12 protein-coding genes are annotated in these 14,976 nt (G+C 66.2%); 10 read left to right on the top strand and 2 right to left on the bottom strand.

Annotated features, from left to right (window positions below):
• Positions 1-9: 9 nt before the first annotated feature.
• Positions 10-1,851: an Hvo_1808 family surface protein gene (locus tag ACFQO4_RS05970; protein ID WP_500260025.1), complete on the bottom strand. Its 1,842-nt coding sequence runs from the start codon at positions 1,849-1,851 to the stop codon at positions 10-12.
• A gap of 149 nt (positions 1,852-2,000) precedes the next feature.
• On the opposite strand from ACFQO4_RS05970, the gene ACFQO4_RS05965 reads away from it, so the two are divergent.
• Positions 2,001-2,963 (top strand): cation diffusion facilitator family transporter, encoded by a 963-nt coding sequence (locus ACFQO4_RS05965; protein ID WP_500260024.1) that lies wholly within the window; start codon positions 2,001-2,003, stop codon positions 2,961-2,963.
• 145 nt (positions 2,964-3,108) lie between these two features.
• Positions 3,109-5,265: an ATP-dependent DNA helicase gene (locus ACFQO4_RS05960; RefSeq protein ID WP_500260471.1), complete on the top strand. Its 2,157-nt coding sequence runs from the start codon at positions 3,109-3,111 to the stop codon at positions 5,263-5,265.
• Between the two features lie 67 nt (positions 5,266-5,332).
• Here the strand turns inward: ACFQO4_RS05960 and ACFQO4_RS05955 are convergent, their stop codons facing one another.
• Complete coding sequence (locus ACFQO4_RS05955) at positions 5,333-5,833, bottom strand: 2'-5' RNA ligase family protein (RefSeq protein WP_500260023.1); 501 nt, start codon at positions 5,831-5,833, stop codon at positions 5,333-5,335.
• A gap of 226 nt (positions 5,834-6,059) precedes the next feature.
• Here ACFQO4_RS05955 and ACFQO4_RS05950 point away from each other — a divergent pair, with 226 nt between their 5' ends.
• From ACFQO4_RS05950 to ACFQO4_RS05915, 8 genes are all read left to right on the top strand, one after another.
• Positions 6,060-7,457: a helix-turn-helix transcriptional regulator gene (locus ACFQO4_RS05950; RefSeq protein WP_500260022.1), complete on the top strand. Its 1,398-nt coding sequence runs from the start codon at positions 6,060-6,062 to the stop codon at positions 7,455-7,457.
• A gap of 280 nt (positions 7,458-7,737) precedes the next feature.
• The gene (locus ACFQO4_RS05945) at positions 7,738-8,979 is read left to right on the top strand and encodes an argininosuccinate synthase (protein WP_500260021.1); all 1,242 of its coding nucleotides are present in this window, start codon (positions 7,738-7,740) and stop codon (positions 8,977-8,979) included.
• A gap of 2 nt (positions 8,980-8,981) precedes the next feature.
• Positions 8,982-10,487, top strand: coding sequence for an argininosuccinate lyase (gene argH, locus ACFQO4_RS05940; RefSeq protein WP_500260020.1), 1,506 nt, complete (start codon positions 8,982-8,984; stop codon positions 10,485-10,487).
• A 206-nt stretch (positions 10,488-10,693) separates the two neighbouring features.
• Positions 10,694-10,858, top strand: a complete 165-nt coding sequence (gene lysW / locus ACFQO4_RS05935; RefSeq protein ID WP_500260019.1) for a lysine biosynthesis protein LysW — start codon at positions 10,694-10,696, stop codon at positions 10,856-10,858.
• Complete coding sequence (lysX, locus tag ACFQO4_RS05930) at positions 10,855-11,763, top strand: lysine biosynthesis protein LysX (protein ID WP_500260018.1); 909 nt, start codon at positions 10,855-10,857, stop codon at positions 11,761-11,763. The genes lysW and lysX overlap by 4 nt, the downstream gene beginning before the upstream one ends.
• The gene (argC, locus tag ACFQO4_RS05925) at positions 11,763-12,848 is read left to right on the top strand and encodes an N-acetyl-gamma-glutamyl-phosphate reductase (RefSeq protein WP_500260017.1); all 1,086 of its coding nucleotides are present in this window, start codon (positions 11,763-11,765) and stop codon (positions 12,846-12,848) included. Before lysX ends, argC begins: the two co-directional genes overlap by 1 nt.
• Position 12,849: 1 nt before the next feature.
• A complete protein-coding gene (locus tag ACFQO4_RS05920) occupies positions 12,850-13,812 on the top strand; it encodes an acetylglutamate/acetylaminoadipate kinase (protein ID WP_500260016.1) in 963 nt (320 codons plus the stop codon).
• A complete protein-coding gene (locus tag ACFQO4_RS05915; protein WP_500260015.1) occupies positions 13,809-14,960 on the top strand; it encodes an aspartate aminotransferase family protein in 1,152 nt (383 codons plus the stop codon). The genes ACFQO4_RS05920 and ACFQO4_RS05915 overlap by 4 nt, the downstream gene beginning before the upstream one ends.
• Positions 14,961-14,976 lie beyond the last annotated feature (16 nt).

The raw sequence follows: 14,976 nt of genomic DNA, 5'->3' as shown, positions 1-14,976 counted from the left end.
AAGGCGTTCCTATCGGTTCCCCCGGACGCGAGCGAGTCCGGTGAGCGAGATGATCAGGGCACCGAGGGCGGCACCGATCCCGAATCCGGGGATGCTATCGTCGCCAGTCGAGTCGTCGGCGCCCGGGTCGTCGTCTGCGTTGCTCTCGGATCCGTTCGAGTCGTTGGCGCCCGATTCGTCGGTCTCGCCGTCACTGTCCACGAGCGGGCTTTCACCCGCCTCGAGCACCTCGACGTCGCCGTGGACGGCCGTCAGGTCGTCGACGGTGGGTGCGGTGACGATCAAGAGGCGGTCGTCCTCGGGGTAGATCGTCAACGCCATGTCGAACGCGGAGCCGTCGCCGAACGCGTAGGTGTGGGCGGTGCCCTCGACGGGCTCGCCGCCGCGAATCTCGATCAGTTGCTCGTAGGTCTCGACGAAGGTAGCGGCCTCGTCGGCGTCTTCCCACTCGAGCGCCCAGACCGTTGCCGTCTCGTCGTCGCCGTTCTCGTAGGCGTACAGTTTGTCACCCTGCCAGCCGCTCGTGGCCTCGAGGTCGTAGTTCAGGGGATCGGTGGTGTTGACCCCGCCGCCAGCCTCGAGGTTCAGGAACGATTCCGGGGGAACGACTGGCGTCCCGTCGTAGGCGGGGTCCATGAACATCGCCGAGAGGCCGGCCTGGCCGATCACGTTGTAGTTCGGGCCCTCCTCGAACGTGAGTCGTTCCCAGTCGTCACTCGAGCGGTCGGGCACCTCGATGTCGTTCGCGTCGAAGTCTCCGTAGCGTTCGGGGTAGATCACCTCGACGGCGGAGTCGGGCATGTCGTCGTAGAGGGCGTTGACGGCCTCCCAGCCGCCCTCGTCGTAGACCGACTGGACGAACGAGGGGCCGTCGCTGTAGGGCTGGAACTGCATGAAGTACAGCCCCCAGTTCGGTGGCGCCTGTGCTTGCTCGCCCTCCTCACCGTCGGCGCCGTCGTCGAGAATACAGGGCTCGTTCCACCGGTCGTTTTCGCAGTACTCGAGGTACTGCTGTTCGATCCGGTGGGTGTCCCCTTCGATGACACCGAGGACGGCGTTGTCGCGGTCGGTGGTGTTGCGAACGTACTCCTCGAGCGGGAAGTGCTGGTCCTGGAGGGCGTGGCCGAGTTCGTGGGCCAGGATGGCCTCGTCGAGTTGTAGCTGGTCGCTGTTCTCGGAGATGACGACGATTTCGTCGTTCACGTAGTCGTAGTAGCCGCCGACGGTCGCATTTCGGTCCGCCTGGCGCACGTCGACTGCGTCGTCGTTGCTTCCGATGAGCAGCAGGGTTTCGAACTGGGCGTTGTCGAACTGCCGAGTTCGCTGGTCGACGTTCTCGTACTGGCCGGCGCTCTCCTCGGCGAACGTCTCGCGGTCGACGATCTCGACCGGCGGCAGCGTCTCGAAGGAGAGACACCGGAGCGCCTCGATCCGGGCAGCGGTTCGGGCGCTGACTTTCTCGAGTTGTGCCTGGGTCAGACCGTCGGAGGCGTCGACTTCGAGTGGCTGGTTGTACCAGTAGCCGTCGAACCAGCCGACGGTGTCGTTTCCGTCCGCAGGTGCGGCGAAGTCGTCTGGTGGTTCGGCGGCGCAGGCCTGGACGAGGTCGTCGTCCTGGGTGGTCGCGGTCTCGAGGGACGAGGCCGTCTGTCCCTCGAGTGACGTCCTGTCCGTTGTCTGTCTCTCGAGCGCTATCCCGTCCGCCGTTTGCCCCTCGAGTGGCGTTCCGTCAGTTCCGTTAGCGTCCACAGCCGGGACGGCCGCACCGACGGTCCCGGCGACGGTCCCCGAGAGGACGATAAGCGCGACGAACGCGGCGACGACCGCAACCCGTGTGTTCCCGATTCCCATTGTGCTCTCTCGGGGCAACGAGCGGATAAAAGTGTCTGTCCATTTTCGGGACGTGGCTCGAGGGAACGTCCCGGTGACGGGCGTTCGAAACCCCTCGACCCGATTCGACTGCCGTACTTCTTTAGTGACCTGTCTCGAAGGAGGAACCGATGGCCAGTAGCACTAAAGTCGTGCTCGCCGCGCTGTTCGCGAACGGGGCGATCGCCGTCCTCAAATTTATCGGCTTCATGCTCACCGGGAGCCCCGCGATGCTCTCGGAGACCTATCACTCGATTTCCGACACCGGGAACCAGGTCTTCTTGCTGATCGGCATCCGGTACGGCGCCCAGGAAGCGAACCGGTCGCACCCGTTCGGCCACGGCAAGGCGCAGTTCTTCTACAGCTTTCTCGTGAGCATCATGCTCTTCGGCATCGCCGGCTGGGAGAGCGCGAAACACGGCTACCAGGCGCTGCAGGCGGGCGAAGTTCATCGAGCACACGAACCCGTGTCGATACTCGGCGCCTCGATCGATCCGATCTACGTCAACTACGCGGTCCTGATCGGGGCAATCGTCTTCGAGACGTACGCTTTCTGGAAGGCCTACCAGGGAATCACCGCTCAGATGGACGAGCACGGCTGGGAGACCTTACGCGAGGCCTTCCGCAAGACCAGCGACGTGACGACGCTGACCGCGCTCACCGAGGACGCCATCGCCCTCGCCGGCGCCGGGATTGCCCTCTTCGGGATCTACCTCTCGAGAACGTTCGAGAACCCAATCTACGACGCGGGCGCGGCCCTCGTCATCGGCATTCTGCTCATGGGCTTCGCCGTCGCGCTGGCCTGGGAGAACAAGCGGCTCATCCTCGGCGAAAGCCTCCCCGAGCCCGCCGAGGACGAACTTCGCGACATCGTCGCCGACTGGGACGGCGTCGTTAGTCTGGTCGACTTCCGGACGGTCTACTTCGGTCCCGAGGAACTGCTGGTCACCGCCGACGTCGCGTTCGATCCGTCGCTCGATGCGGGAGCCGTCGACGACCGCATCACCGACATCGAGGACGCGCTGCGCGAACACGATAGTCAGATCAACCGGGTCTACATCGAACCCGAGACGTCGGGACTCGGGTCGGCTTGATCGAACTCGAATCGTCCTGCCCGAACTCGAGTCGCCTGACCGAACGCGAGCCGACCGGACTGCTCGACTGACCACTCACGGGCGAGACGAACCCTTTTATCGGATGGGTTCCCAATCATCAGTCGTGCCAGGAGTGGGTGAGTACCTGCGTTTTTTCCCGTACGAGGAGCCCTACGAGAACCAGCGCGAGGCGATGGACCGCATCTACAACACCCTCGTGCGCGGGCAGAACGTCCTCTTCGAGGGCGCCTGCGGGACCGGCAAGACCCTCTCGGCGCTCGTCCCCGCCCTCGAGGTGGCCCGCGAGCAGGACAAGACGGTCGTCATCACGACGAACGTCCACCAGCAGATGCGTCAGTTCGTCGCCGAGGCCCGGGCGATCACCCGCGAGGAGTCCATCCGCGCGGTGGTCTTCAAGGGTAAGTCCTCGATGTGTCACATCGACGTCGGCTACGAGGAGTGCCAGGCCCTGCGGGACAACACCCGCGCGCTCGTCGAGGCCGAGAGCGACCACGCCCAGCTCGAGCAGCGCCAGCGCGACTTACTCGCCGAGAGTCAGGCCGGCAGCGAGTCGGCCGCCGACGCCCGCGCTGCCGTGATGGACGAACTGGAGAACCTCGAGGACCAGATCGAGGATCTCGAGGAGGCGAACGTCTGTGATCACTACCGGAACAACCTGCTCGATACCGAGGCCACCGACGAGTTCTTCGGCTGGCTGTTCGAGGACGTCCGGACGCCTGACGAGATCTACGAGTACGCCGACGAACGCGAACTCTGTGGCTACGAACTGCTGAAGGAGGGCCTCGAGGGCGTGGACCTCGTCGTCTGTAACTACCACCACCTGCTCGATCCGATGATCCGCGAGCAGTTCTTTCGCTGGCTCGGGCGCGATCCGGAGGACGTCATCGCCGTCTTCGACGAGGCGCACAACGTCGAGGACGCCGCCCGTGACCATGCCAGCCGCGCGTGCTCGGAGCGAACCTTCGACAGCGCGCTGGACGAACTCGCCGAGACGGACGACCCGCGAGCCGACGACGCCGCGAACGTGCTCGAGGCGTTTCGCGACGCGCTGGTCGAGACCTACGAGGACAGCTTCGGCTTCGGCCAGCGCGAATCGGTCGGCGACAACTGGGAGGACGTCCCGATCAGCAAGGAAGACCGCAGGGACGACCTCACGCTCGCCTTCCTGCAGGCATACTCGGGCCAGGGCATCGAGGGCGACCTCGAGGCCGCGCGCAAACTCGGCCAGCAACTCGACGAGGAGTACGAGAAGGCCTACCGTGAGGGCGAAACTGCGACGCGAACCGAGTGTCAGACCCTCGAAGCGGCCGCGTTCGTCGCGGCCTGGATGGACGAGGGGACCGACCAGGGGCTGTATCCCGTCGTCTCCGTTCGCCGGGACGCAGGCACCGACGAGGTCTACGGCCGGGCAGAACTGTACAGCTGTCTCCCCCGCCACGTCACCGGACAGCTCTTCGAGGCCGTCTCCGGGACGGTCCTGATGAGCGCGACCATCCAGCCGTTCGAGGTCACCGAGGACGTCCTCAGCCTCGAGGAGTGCGTGACGATGGCCTACGGGTTGCAGTTCCCGGAGGATCGCCGGCGAACGTACGCCGTCGAGACGCCCGCGCTGTTCGCCTCCGCCCGCGACGACCCCGAGGTCCAGGCCGAGGTCGAGGAGGCCATCTACGACGCCGTCCGGATGACCCCCGGGAACACGCTCGCCTTCTTCCCGAACTACGGCGAGGCAGCCCGGTACGCCGAGCGCCTCGAGGCCCGAACCGACGCAACTGTCTACCTCGACGAGCCGGGCGTCGGCGCCGAGGAACTCCGCCAGCAATTCGTCGCCGACGAGCACGCTGTCTGCTGTACATCGCTCTGGGGAACCCTCGCCGAGGGCGTGAGCTTCGACGGCGACGACGCTCACACGGTACTGGTCGTCGGCGTCCCCTACCCGCACCTCGACGACCGCGCCGAGGCGGTGCAAGAGGCCTACGACGCCGCCTTCGAGGGGACCGACACCGGGTGGCGCTACGCCGTCGAGATCCCCACCGTTCGGAAGACCCGGCAGGCGCTCGGGCGGGTGATCCGCTCGCCCGAAGACGTCGGCGTCCGCGCCCTCCTCGACCGACGCTACTCGAGACGCGCCAAATCCGACCTGGGAACCTACAGCGTCAACGGTACGTTCCCGCACGAGGAACGGGAAGAACTGCTGGACCTGGACCCCGAGAAGCTCAAGTTCGCTATGATGAACTTCTACGGCGATCACGACCGGTACGCGGGGGAGCCGCCGGCACCCTGAGAGGGCGGCGTAGACTCCCACGGCCTCTCGCCGTTTTTCGTGCTCTCTCGCGGGTTCAGGGCCGTACTTAAGCAGGCAACGAAATCCGACTCACCGGCAGGCGATACTGGCCGTCGAAGAACTCGAGTTCGCTCACGGTCCACGTAACCCGATCTATTTCGCGGTCGGCGAGTCGGCGGGCCGTCTCGAGGTCGCCGCCCCGGGCCAGCGTCACGTGTGGAACGTAGTCGGGCCCCTCGAGGCCCTCCACGGGGTCGAATACCTCGGCGAGATCGCGATGAATCTGCTCGAGGCCGGGGCTCTCGACGGCGAGGTATACCACGGGCGCCGAGCCGAGCGGCGGCTCTGCGAAGTAGTCGATGCCGGTGATCGCGGCCTCGACCGCGGGGGCGCCCTCGAGGGCGCGGTGAGCGCGGTGCTGGAGACGGTCGACCTGGGGGGCGTCGCCAAGGCGTTTGAGCAGGAGGGAGTGATCGTCCCGTACGGTTTCGAAACCGACCAGCGACGGATAGAGGTCGGCTGCGAGCGCCCGAACGCGGCCGGGAACGGGGACGTTGACGCTGTACACTGGTTTGGGGTACTTCCCGGGACGGTATGAGCGTGGCGGTGTTCGATGGACGATCGCCCAAAACTATAGTTTATATAGCAAATGTTCGAGGGGGCGACCGCCGCACGCCGCTCGCGAGTCCACCGCGGAAAACGTCGGGAGAATGAGCGAAAGAGCGCCGCTCCAGTGGGCGCAACCGGTTCCGGGTCGGAAAGACCTATTTGTCCGGCCATGCCAATGGTGAACGATGGATGCGAGGGAGCACCGGGCGCTCCTCGGAGTGCTCGTCGTGCTCGGGTGTCTGTGCGCGGGATTTCCATCGATCGCTGTCGCCGACGGCGGCGACCTCGAGGCCGAAGCGGGTGCACGTCTCGGCCTGGACGGTTCGACTGACGCCGGGATGGCAGCTGGATCGGTGAGCGACGCGACCGTTCTAACGGGACCGTCGGTGGAGTCGCTCGAGAGTACTGCGCTCCAGGAAGAATCCAACGAGACTGACGACGCGAACGATACCGGAGACGCCAACGAGACTGACGACGCGAACGACACCGGCGACGCTAACGAGAGCGACGATACGGGTGGAAACGCGGCCAACGAGACGGGTAACGAGAGCGCGATTTCGGGAGCGACGCCGCCCGGCTACGACGAACTCACGATCGAGGTGACGGTCCACGAGAACGGATCGGCCACCTGGACCCTCGAGTACCGGTACCGACTCGACGGCGAGGAAAACGCTACCGACCGCTGGGAGTCGGTCCGGTCGACGATCGAGGCGGAAAACGAGACGTACCTCGAGAACGTCGAGACCAACTGGTCAGAGCGGGTCGACGCCGCCGCCGCGGAGACGGGCCGGGACATGACCGCCAGCGGCTACCGCGTCTCGCTCGAGGAGACGTCGACGCCCCAGGAAACCGGCTACGTCCGCGTCCAGTTCCTGTGGGAGGAGTTCGCGAGCGTCGAACTCAACCACCGGATCCGGATCGGCGACGCCTTCGGGCATCTCGAACTCGACGACCGTACGCAGTTGATCGTCACCTGGCCGGCGGATTTCAGCGCCCAGACGATCGAACCGTTCCCCAACGACCGGCGCGAGCAGGCGGCGATCTGGAACGGCGACGAGACGGACTTCCTCGAGGACGAACCGTTCGTCGAACTCATGGTACAGACGTCGGAATCGTCGCCCCCCGAACCGGACGACCAGTCGCCCCTCTCACGATCATGGCTGGCAGCCCTCGGACTCCTCGTCCTCGCGATCGTGACTGCGGTGGGCTGGTTCGCCCTGCGGAACGGTGATTCCACTGACTTCCCGATCGGGTCGTGGCGGGACCAACCCGAGCCGGAGCCTTCCGAGCCCGAAACGTCGACGCAACGCCAGCCGTCGACGCCGCCGGACGCGTTACTGAGCAACGAAGAACGCGTCGTTCGCCTGCTCGAGCAACACGGCGGCCGGATGAAACAACAGGAGGTGGTCTCGACACTCGAGTGGACCGAGGCGAAGACCAGTCAGGTCGTCAGCGGCCTCCGGGAAGACGGCACGATCGAGGCGTTCCGGATCGGGCGGGAGAACGTGTTGACGCTCGCGGACGAGGCCGAGTCCGTCAACGGCGTCACCGCGAATGGAGCGGACACGGGAAGCGAAACGTAACATTTGCCCACCCAGTAGCCTTTAATAGCTCGAGTATCGTACGTTCGTCCAGATGAGCGCACTCGCCACTACCGTTCTCGCTGTCCTCGGTAGCGCGAGCGCCGTCGCCCCGCGACGACGACCGGGCCTTTAGGCCCACTACTACTTCATCCCCAGATTTCGGTACTGCTCAACGTTGCAGGATTTCCTGTTTTTCCCGGTTAGTGTCCACTTCACCATTAAATTACGAAAATAAAACCAACGAATTTAAGTCCCGTAGCCGATTGTACTCGAGTACGATATGACACGCGTTGCACTCGCGTTCTCGGGCGGACTGGACACGACCATCTGCGTCCCGCTGCTCGAGGAAGAATACGGATACGACGACGTCATCGGCGTCACGGTCGACGTCGGTCAGCCCGCTTCGGAGTTTGCCGAAGCCAAAGAAACCGCCGAGGCCCTCGGTCTCGAGCACTACGTCGTCGACGCGCGAGCGGAATTCGCCCAGCTCTGTCTCGATGGTGTTCGCGCGAACGCGACCTACCAGGGCTACCCGCTCGGAACCGCACTCGCTCGCCCCGTGATCGCCTCGAAGATTCTCGAGGTCGCCGAGGAACACGGCTGTACGGGCATCGCTCACGGCTGTACCGGCAAAGGGAACGATCAACTTCGCTTCGAGGCCGTCTGGCGCGACTCGGACCTCGAGGTCATCGCCCCCATCCGCGAACTGGGACTCACGCGCACGTGGGAACAGGAGTACGCCGCGGAGAAGGGCCTGCCCGTCGAGGGCGGAAACGAGGGCGACTGGTCGATCGACACCAACCTCTGGAGTCGCTCGGTCGAGGGCGATAAACTCGAGGACCCCGGCTACGTCCCACCGGAGGACATCTACGAGTGGACCCAGGAACCCACCGGGGACACCGAACTGATCGAGATCGAGTTCGAGAACGGGTACCCCGTCGCCGTCGATGGCGAGGAGATGGACCCCGTCAGCCTCATCGAGCACCTCAACGAGATCGCCGGCGCCCACGGCGTCGGGCGCACGGACGTGATGGAAGACCGCATGCTCGGGCTCAAGGTCAGGGAGAACTACGAGCACCCCGCGGCGACGACGCTGCTCAACGCCCACGAGTCGCTCGAGGGCCTCGTCCTGACCCAGGAGGAGCGCCAGTTCAAACAGCACGTCGACCAGCAATGGGCCCAGAAGGGCTACGAGGGTCTGGTCGACGCCCCGCTCGTGAGCGCGCTCGAGGGCTTCATCGCCGAGACCCAGAAGCGCGTCACGGGCACGGTGACGATCAAGTTCGAGGGCGGCCAGGCACGCCCGGTCGCCCGCGACAGCGAGTACGCGGCGTACTCAGCGGCCCACGCCTCCTTCGACACCGAGACCGTCGGCAAGATCGACCAGGAAGACGCCACAGGCGTCGCGAAGTACCACGGCTTCCAGCGCCGCCTGGCCAACAAGTCGCTCGAAGGCGAGGGTGAGGGTGAGAGCCTCGAGATGGCGACCGACGGCGGCGCCAGCGAGACGATCGACGAGTGACCATGACCGGAGAGGATTCCCTGCAGGGCGACACCGACGTGCCCCGCTCGAGTTCGACCGACGAGAGCGACGCCGGCAGCGTCGTCCGCCGCGGCCGCTTCAGCGGCGGCCCCGCACGAGGGTTCCTCTCCTCACTGGCAGCCGACGAGCGCATTTTCGAAGCGGACCTCGCGGTCGACCGCGCCCACGTCGTGATGCTCGCCGAATGCGAGATAGTCGAGGACGACACCGCGGCCGACATTCTACGCGCGCTCGACGCCATCGAGGTCGACGGACACGCGCGCCTCCCCGACGGCGAGGACGTCCACGAGGCCATCGAGACGGCCGTCATCGACGAGGTCGGAGCCGACGGCGGGAAGATGCACACGGCCCGCAGTCGCAACGACGAGGTCGCCGCGTGCATCCGGTACCGCCTCCGCGAGGACGTGCTCGAAGCGCTCGAAGCGACGCTCGCGCTACGCGAGGCCCTCTCGGCAGTCGCGAGCGAGCACGTCGAGACGACGATGCCCGGCTACACCCACCTCCAGCCCGCCCAGCCGACGACGGTCGCCCACTGGGCGCTGTCCTACGAGGGGGCGATTCGCCGCGACACCGAACGCCTGCTCGAGGCCTACGCGCGGATCAACGTCTCGCCGCTGGGCGGGGCTGCGTTCGCGGGGACGACGTTCGACATCGACCGCGAGCGAACAGCCGAGTTGCTCGGGTTCGACGGCATAGTGGAAAACTCGATGGACGCGTCCTCGAGCCGGGACTTCCTGCTCGAGACCGTCCAGACGCTCTCGACGCTGTCGACGACGCTGTCGGGGCTGGCCGAGGACGTGATCCTCTTCGCCAACCGCGGCTTCGTCGACCTCTCGGACGATTATTCCTCGACGTCGTCGATCATGCCCCAGAAGAAGAATCCCGACACGCTCGAACTCGTCCGCGCGGTCGCGGGCGATGCAGCCGCCGGGGTGCAGGGCCTGATGACGACGCTCAAGGGACTCCCGCGCGCGTACAACCGCGACCTCCAGCGGGCAACCCCGCACGCGTGGTCGACGGTCGACGCCGTCCTCGAGGCGACGCGCGTGGCGGCCGGCGCGGTCGCCACTGCCGAGTGGAACGAGGACGCCCTCGCCGCGGAGGCGGGCGCTGGGTTCTCGACGGCGACCGGCGTCGCGGACCTGCTGGCGGCGAACGGGGTGCCGTTCCGGACGGCCCACGAGATCGTGGCCATCGCCGCCGAGAACGGGGCCGACTACGGCGCGATCGAGGCGGCTGCCGAGGACGTACTCGGCGAACCACTCGAGACGTACGCCGATTCCGAGGCGGTCCGGTCGGCGCTCGACCCCGCGGCGAGCGTGGCCAGTCGCGACTCGATGGGTGGGCCAGCGCCCGACGCCGTCGAGTCCCAGCTCGAGTCCTCTCGCGACGCGCTCGAGAGCCAAGAGGTGGCCGTGGACGACCTCGAGACCGCACTCGAGACGGCCCACGACGAGCTTCGGTCCGAGGTGATGACGTATGCGTGAGCGTCGTCCCGTCTGTCCTGGCTTGGTGGTGCGGCCGCCGCGATCGCCGCCGTCCCCGCCAGGGGACACTATACTATTTCGATGACATTCGAAACAAGATTTGCGGGATAATAGGATTTTGACGTCCTTAGAGGCGAATATAGTTTTATAATATATTTGGTAGGTTCGAAGGGTTTAAGGTGTATCGTCCCCGAGAGGGGAGTACAATGACAGAATGCGTCGAGTGTGGGGCGGACCTGGCCCTGCACGACGATCTGGAAGTCGGAGAAATCGTCGACTGTACCACCTGCGGAGCCGAACTCGAAGTGATCGACACCGAGCCGCCAGTCCTCGAGCGAGCCCCCGAGCTCGAAGAGGACTGGGGTGAGTGACCTTGCACGTAGGAATACTCTACTCCCGGATCCGCAAGGACGAGAAGCTCCTCCTCAACGAGCTTCGCGAGCGCGGCCACGAGGTCGAAAAGATCGACGTGCGCACGGAGACCTTCGACGTCGCCGAGGCCGGCGAGACGTTCGCTAATCTCGACCTCGTCGTCGACCGCTGTCTCGCCACCAGTCGCAGCCTCTACGCCACGCGGTTTTGCGAGGCCTACGGCGTTCCCGTGGTCAACAGCAACGAGACAGCCGAAATCTGCGCCGACAAAGTGAAGAACAGCCTCGCGCTCGAGTCCGCGGGCGTTCCCACGCCCGCGACGAAGGTAGCGTTCACCAAAGAGAGCGCCCTCGAGGCCATCGAGAGCTTCGGCTACCCCTGCGTCCTCAAGCCCGTGGTGGGTTCGTGGGGACGCCTCATGGCCAAGATAGATTCGAAGAGCGCCGCGGAGGCGATCCTCGAGCACAAGGCGACGCTGGGCCACTACGAGCACAAGGTGTTCTACGTCCAGGAGTTCGTCGAGAAACCGGGCCGGGACGTGCGCGTCCTGGCCGTCGACGGCGAACCCGTGGCGGCGATGGCTCGCTCCTCGGACCACTGGCTCACCAACGCGGCCAAGGGAGCCGAGACCGAACCGTTCGAACTGGACGACGAGGCGCTCGAACTGGTCGAGAAGGCCAGCGACGCCGTCGGCGGGGGTCTGCTGGGTATCGACCTCATGGAAACAGGTGATTCGTACACCGTCCACGAGGTCAACCACACAGTCGAGTTCAAGGCGCTCAACGACGCCGTCGACGTGGACGTCCCCGGGACAGTGGTCGACTGGCTCGAGGCGAAAGCCGAGGCCGAGGCCACGACCGACGAGGACGGGGCGAACGACGCCGAACTCGAGGTGACGTTGTGATGGCAACAGGCGCACAAGCCGCGGACGACGCGACCGCGACCGACGCCGAGACCGTCACCGCCTCCGTCGTCGGCGGCACCGGCTTCACGGGCGGGGAACTCCTCCGTCTGCTCGCCGGCCACCCGAGTTTTGAGATTCAGCAGGCCACGAGCCGCTCTGCGGCGGGAAAGAGCGTCGGCTCGAAGCACCCACCCATGCGCGGGAGCGACCTGCGCTTCAGCGACCCCGAGGACCTCGAGTCCGTCGACGTGCTCTTCACGGCGACGCCGCACGGCGTCTCGATGGGCCAGATCGACGAGTTCCTCGACGTTGCAGACACCGTGGTCGATCTCTCGGCGGACTTCCGTCTCGAGAGCGAGGAACAGTACGACGAGTGGTACGACGGCCACACGAGTCCGGATTATCTCGAGCGCGCGGAGTACGCCCTCCCCGAGATCAACCGTGAGAACCTCGCGGGTGCGGACCTGATCGCCGGCGGCGGCTGTAACGCCACCGCCACGATCCTGGGGCTGTACCCTCTGTTCGAGCACGGCATCCTCGAGGGTGGAGAACAGATCGTCGTCGACGTGAAAGTCGGCTCCTCGGAGGGCGGCGCCGGGGGCGGCGAGGCCTCGAGCCACCCCGAACGTTCGGGGGTCGTCCGCCCCTACGCGCCGACGGGCCACCGCCACGAGGCCGAGATCGAGCAGTTCCTCGGCACTTCGGTGGCGTTCACCTGCCACGCGGTGGACATGGTTCGGGGCGCGAGCGCGACGAGTCACGTCTTCCCCTCGGGCCCGGTTTCGAAGGGCGACCTCTGGAAAGCCTACCGCGAAACGTACGAGGACGAACCGTTCGTCCGCATGGCAGCCGGCGGCTCCGGCGTCTACCGTTACCCCGAACCCAAAGCGGTCGCGGGGACGAACTACGCTGAGGTCGGCTTCGAACTCGACCCCTCGAACAAGCGCGTGGTCGTCTTCTCGGCCATCGACAACATGATGAAGGGCTCGGCCGGCCAGGCCGTCCACGCCGCGAATATCGCGCTGGGGCTCGAGGAGACCGCCGGACTCGAGTTTACGGGATTGCATCCCGTGGGGGCGCCCTGAGATGGCCGTCGTAGTCAAGATCGGCGGCGCTCGAGCCGTCGACCCCGCGGGATCCCTAGCCGACGTGGCCCATCTCACCGCTAACGGGGAAGACGTCGTCGTCGTTCACGGCGGCTCCACCGCCGTCGACGAGACCCTCGAGGAACTGGGCGAGGAGCCCACCTACGTCGAGACCCCCGGCGGCGTCGTCGGGCGGTTTACCGACGAGCGCACCATGGACGTGTTCAAGATGGTCATGCCCGGGAAGCTCAACACCGACCTCGTCGAGGCCCTGCAGAACGAGGGCGTCGACGCGGTCGGCCTCTCGGGCGTCGACGGTCAGTTGCTGTCCGGTAAGCGCAAATCGGCCGTCCGCGTCCAGGAGGACGGCAAGAAGAAGATCAAGCGCGGCGACCACTCCGGAACCATCGAGGACGTCAATTCGGACCTCCTCGAGACCCTGCTCGCGGGCGGGTACGTGCCCGTCGTGGGCGGGCCCGTCCTGGGCGCGGAAAAAGACGGCGGCTACACCGCGGTCAACGCCGACGCCGATCGCACGGCCGCGGCCGTCGCGGGGGCGCTCGAGGCCGACCTCGTGCTCCTGACGGACGTCTCGGGCATCTACGCCGATCCTGAAGATGAGTCGACGAAAATCGACGAGGCGACGGACGAAGATTCGTTCGCGGCCGTCCAGGACGCCGCCGAGGGCTTCATGACGAAGAAGGTCATGGCCGCGAAAGAGGCCCTCGAGACCGGCGCGAGCTCGGTCGTCGTCGCGGATGCGAACGCGAACGATCCCGTCTCGAACGCCCTCGCGGGTCACGGGACGACGATCACCCCTGGCGCGCTGGGGATGGGGCTCGACGGCGGCGCAGACGGCGGCGACGCGGACGATGGCGAAGCTGACGATGCCGACGCGGACTGTGGCGAAACTGACAATGACGACGTAGACGAGAAGGCGGCGGTCGAGGTGACCAACCAATGAGCGGGTTCGTCTTCTCCGAAAAGCCAATCTCGATCGCCTCGGGCGAGGGCACGTTCCTCACGAGCGAGGACGGCACCGACTACCTCGACCTCGGCGCGAGCTACGCCTGCACGCCGACGGGTCACTGCCACCCGCAGGTCGTCGAGGCGATCCAGGAGCAGGCGGGCGAGTTGCTCTACGTCCAGGGTTCGTACCCCGTCAAGTCCCGGACCGATCTCCATACCAGGCTGGCCGCCCTCGCCCCCGGCGACCTCGAGAACGTCTGGCTCTGCAATTCGGGTACCGAGGCCAACGAGGCGGCGCTGAAGTTCGCCCGGAGCGCGACCGGCGTGACGAAGATCGTCGCCGCCAAACGCGCCTTCCACGGCCGGACGGCGGGCACGCTCTCGGCGACGTGGAAACCGAAGTACAAGAAGCCGTTCGAACCGCTGCTCGAGGACGTCGAGTTCGTCACCTACGGGGACGCAGACGAGTTATCGGACGCCGTCGACGACGACACCGCCGCAGTGATCCTCGAACCTATCCAGGGCGAGGGCGGCATCCATCCCGCGCCGGCGGGTTATCTCGAGGCGGCCCGCGAGGTCACCGAGGCGACGGGGACGGCGCTGATCTTCGACGAGATCCAGACGGGACTCGGCCGGACCGGGACGACGTGGGCCTGTCAGAACGAGGCCGTCGGGGGACCCGTCGAGCCCGACATCCTCACGACCGCGAAGGGGCTCGCCAGTGGACTCCCGCTCGGGGCGACCCTGTGTGCCGACTGGATCGCCGAGGACGCCGGTCCACACGGGTCGACGTTCTCCGGGAATCCGCTCGTCTGTGCGGCCGCGAACGCCACCATCGACGTCCTCGTCGACGAGGATGTGTCGACCAACGCCGCGGAGGTTGGCGACTACCTGAAAGCCGAACTCGAGGCGTCCGACGTGCCCCTCCGGGACGTCCGCGGCGAGGGCCTGATGCTCGGCCTCGAAGTCAAGCGCGGTGCCAATCGTGTGCTTCGCGACCTCGCACTCGAGCACCAGATACTCGCCTTGCCAGCGGGCCGAAGCGTCGTTCGGTTGCTCCCGCCGCTGGTCCTCGAGCGCGAACACGCAGACCAGGCCGTCGACGCGGTGTCGGCGATTCTCACACCCACGGCAGAGCAATGACTCGAGACATGGAAGA

The organism is Saliphagus sp. GCM10025334 (assembly GCF_042663485.1).
Classification (GTDB): domain Archaea; phylum Halobacteriota; class Halobacteria; order Halobacteriales; family Natrialbaceae; genus Natronosalvus.
This window is presented reverse-complemented; position numbering and strand designations above follow the sequence as displayed.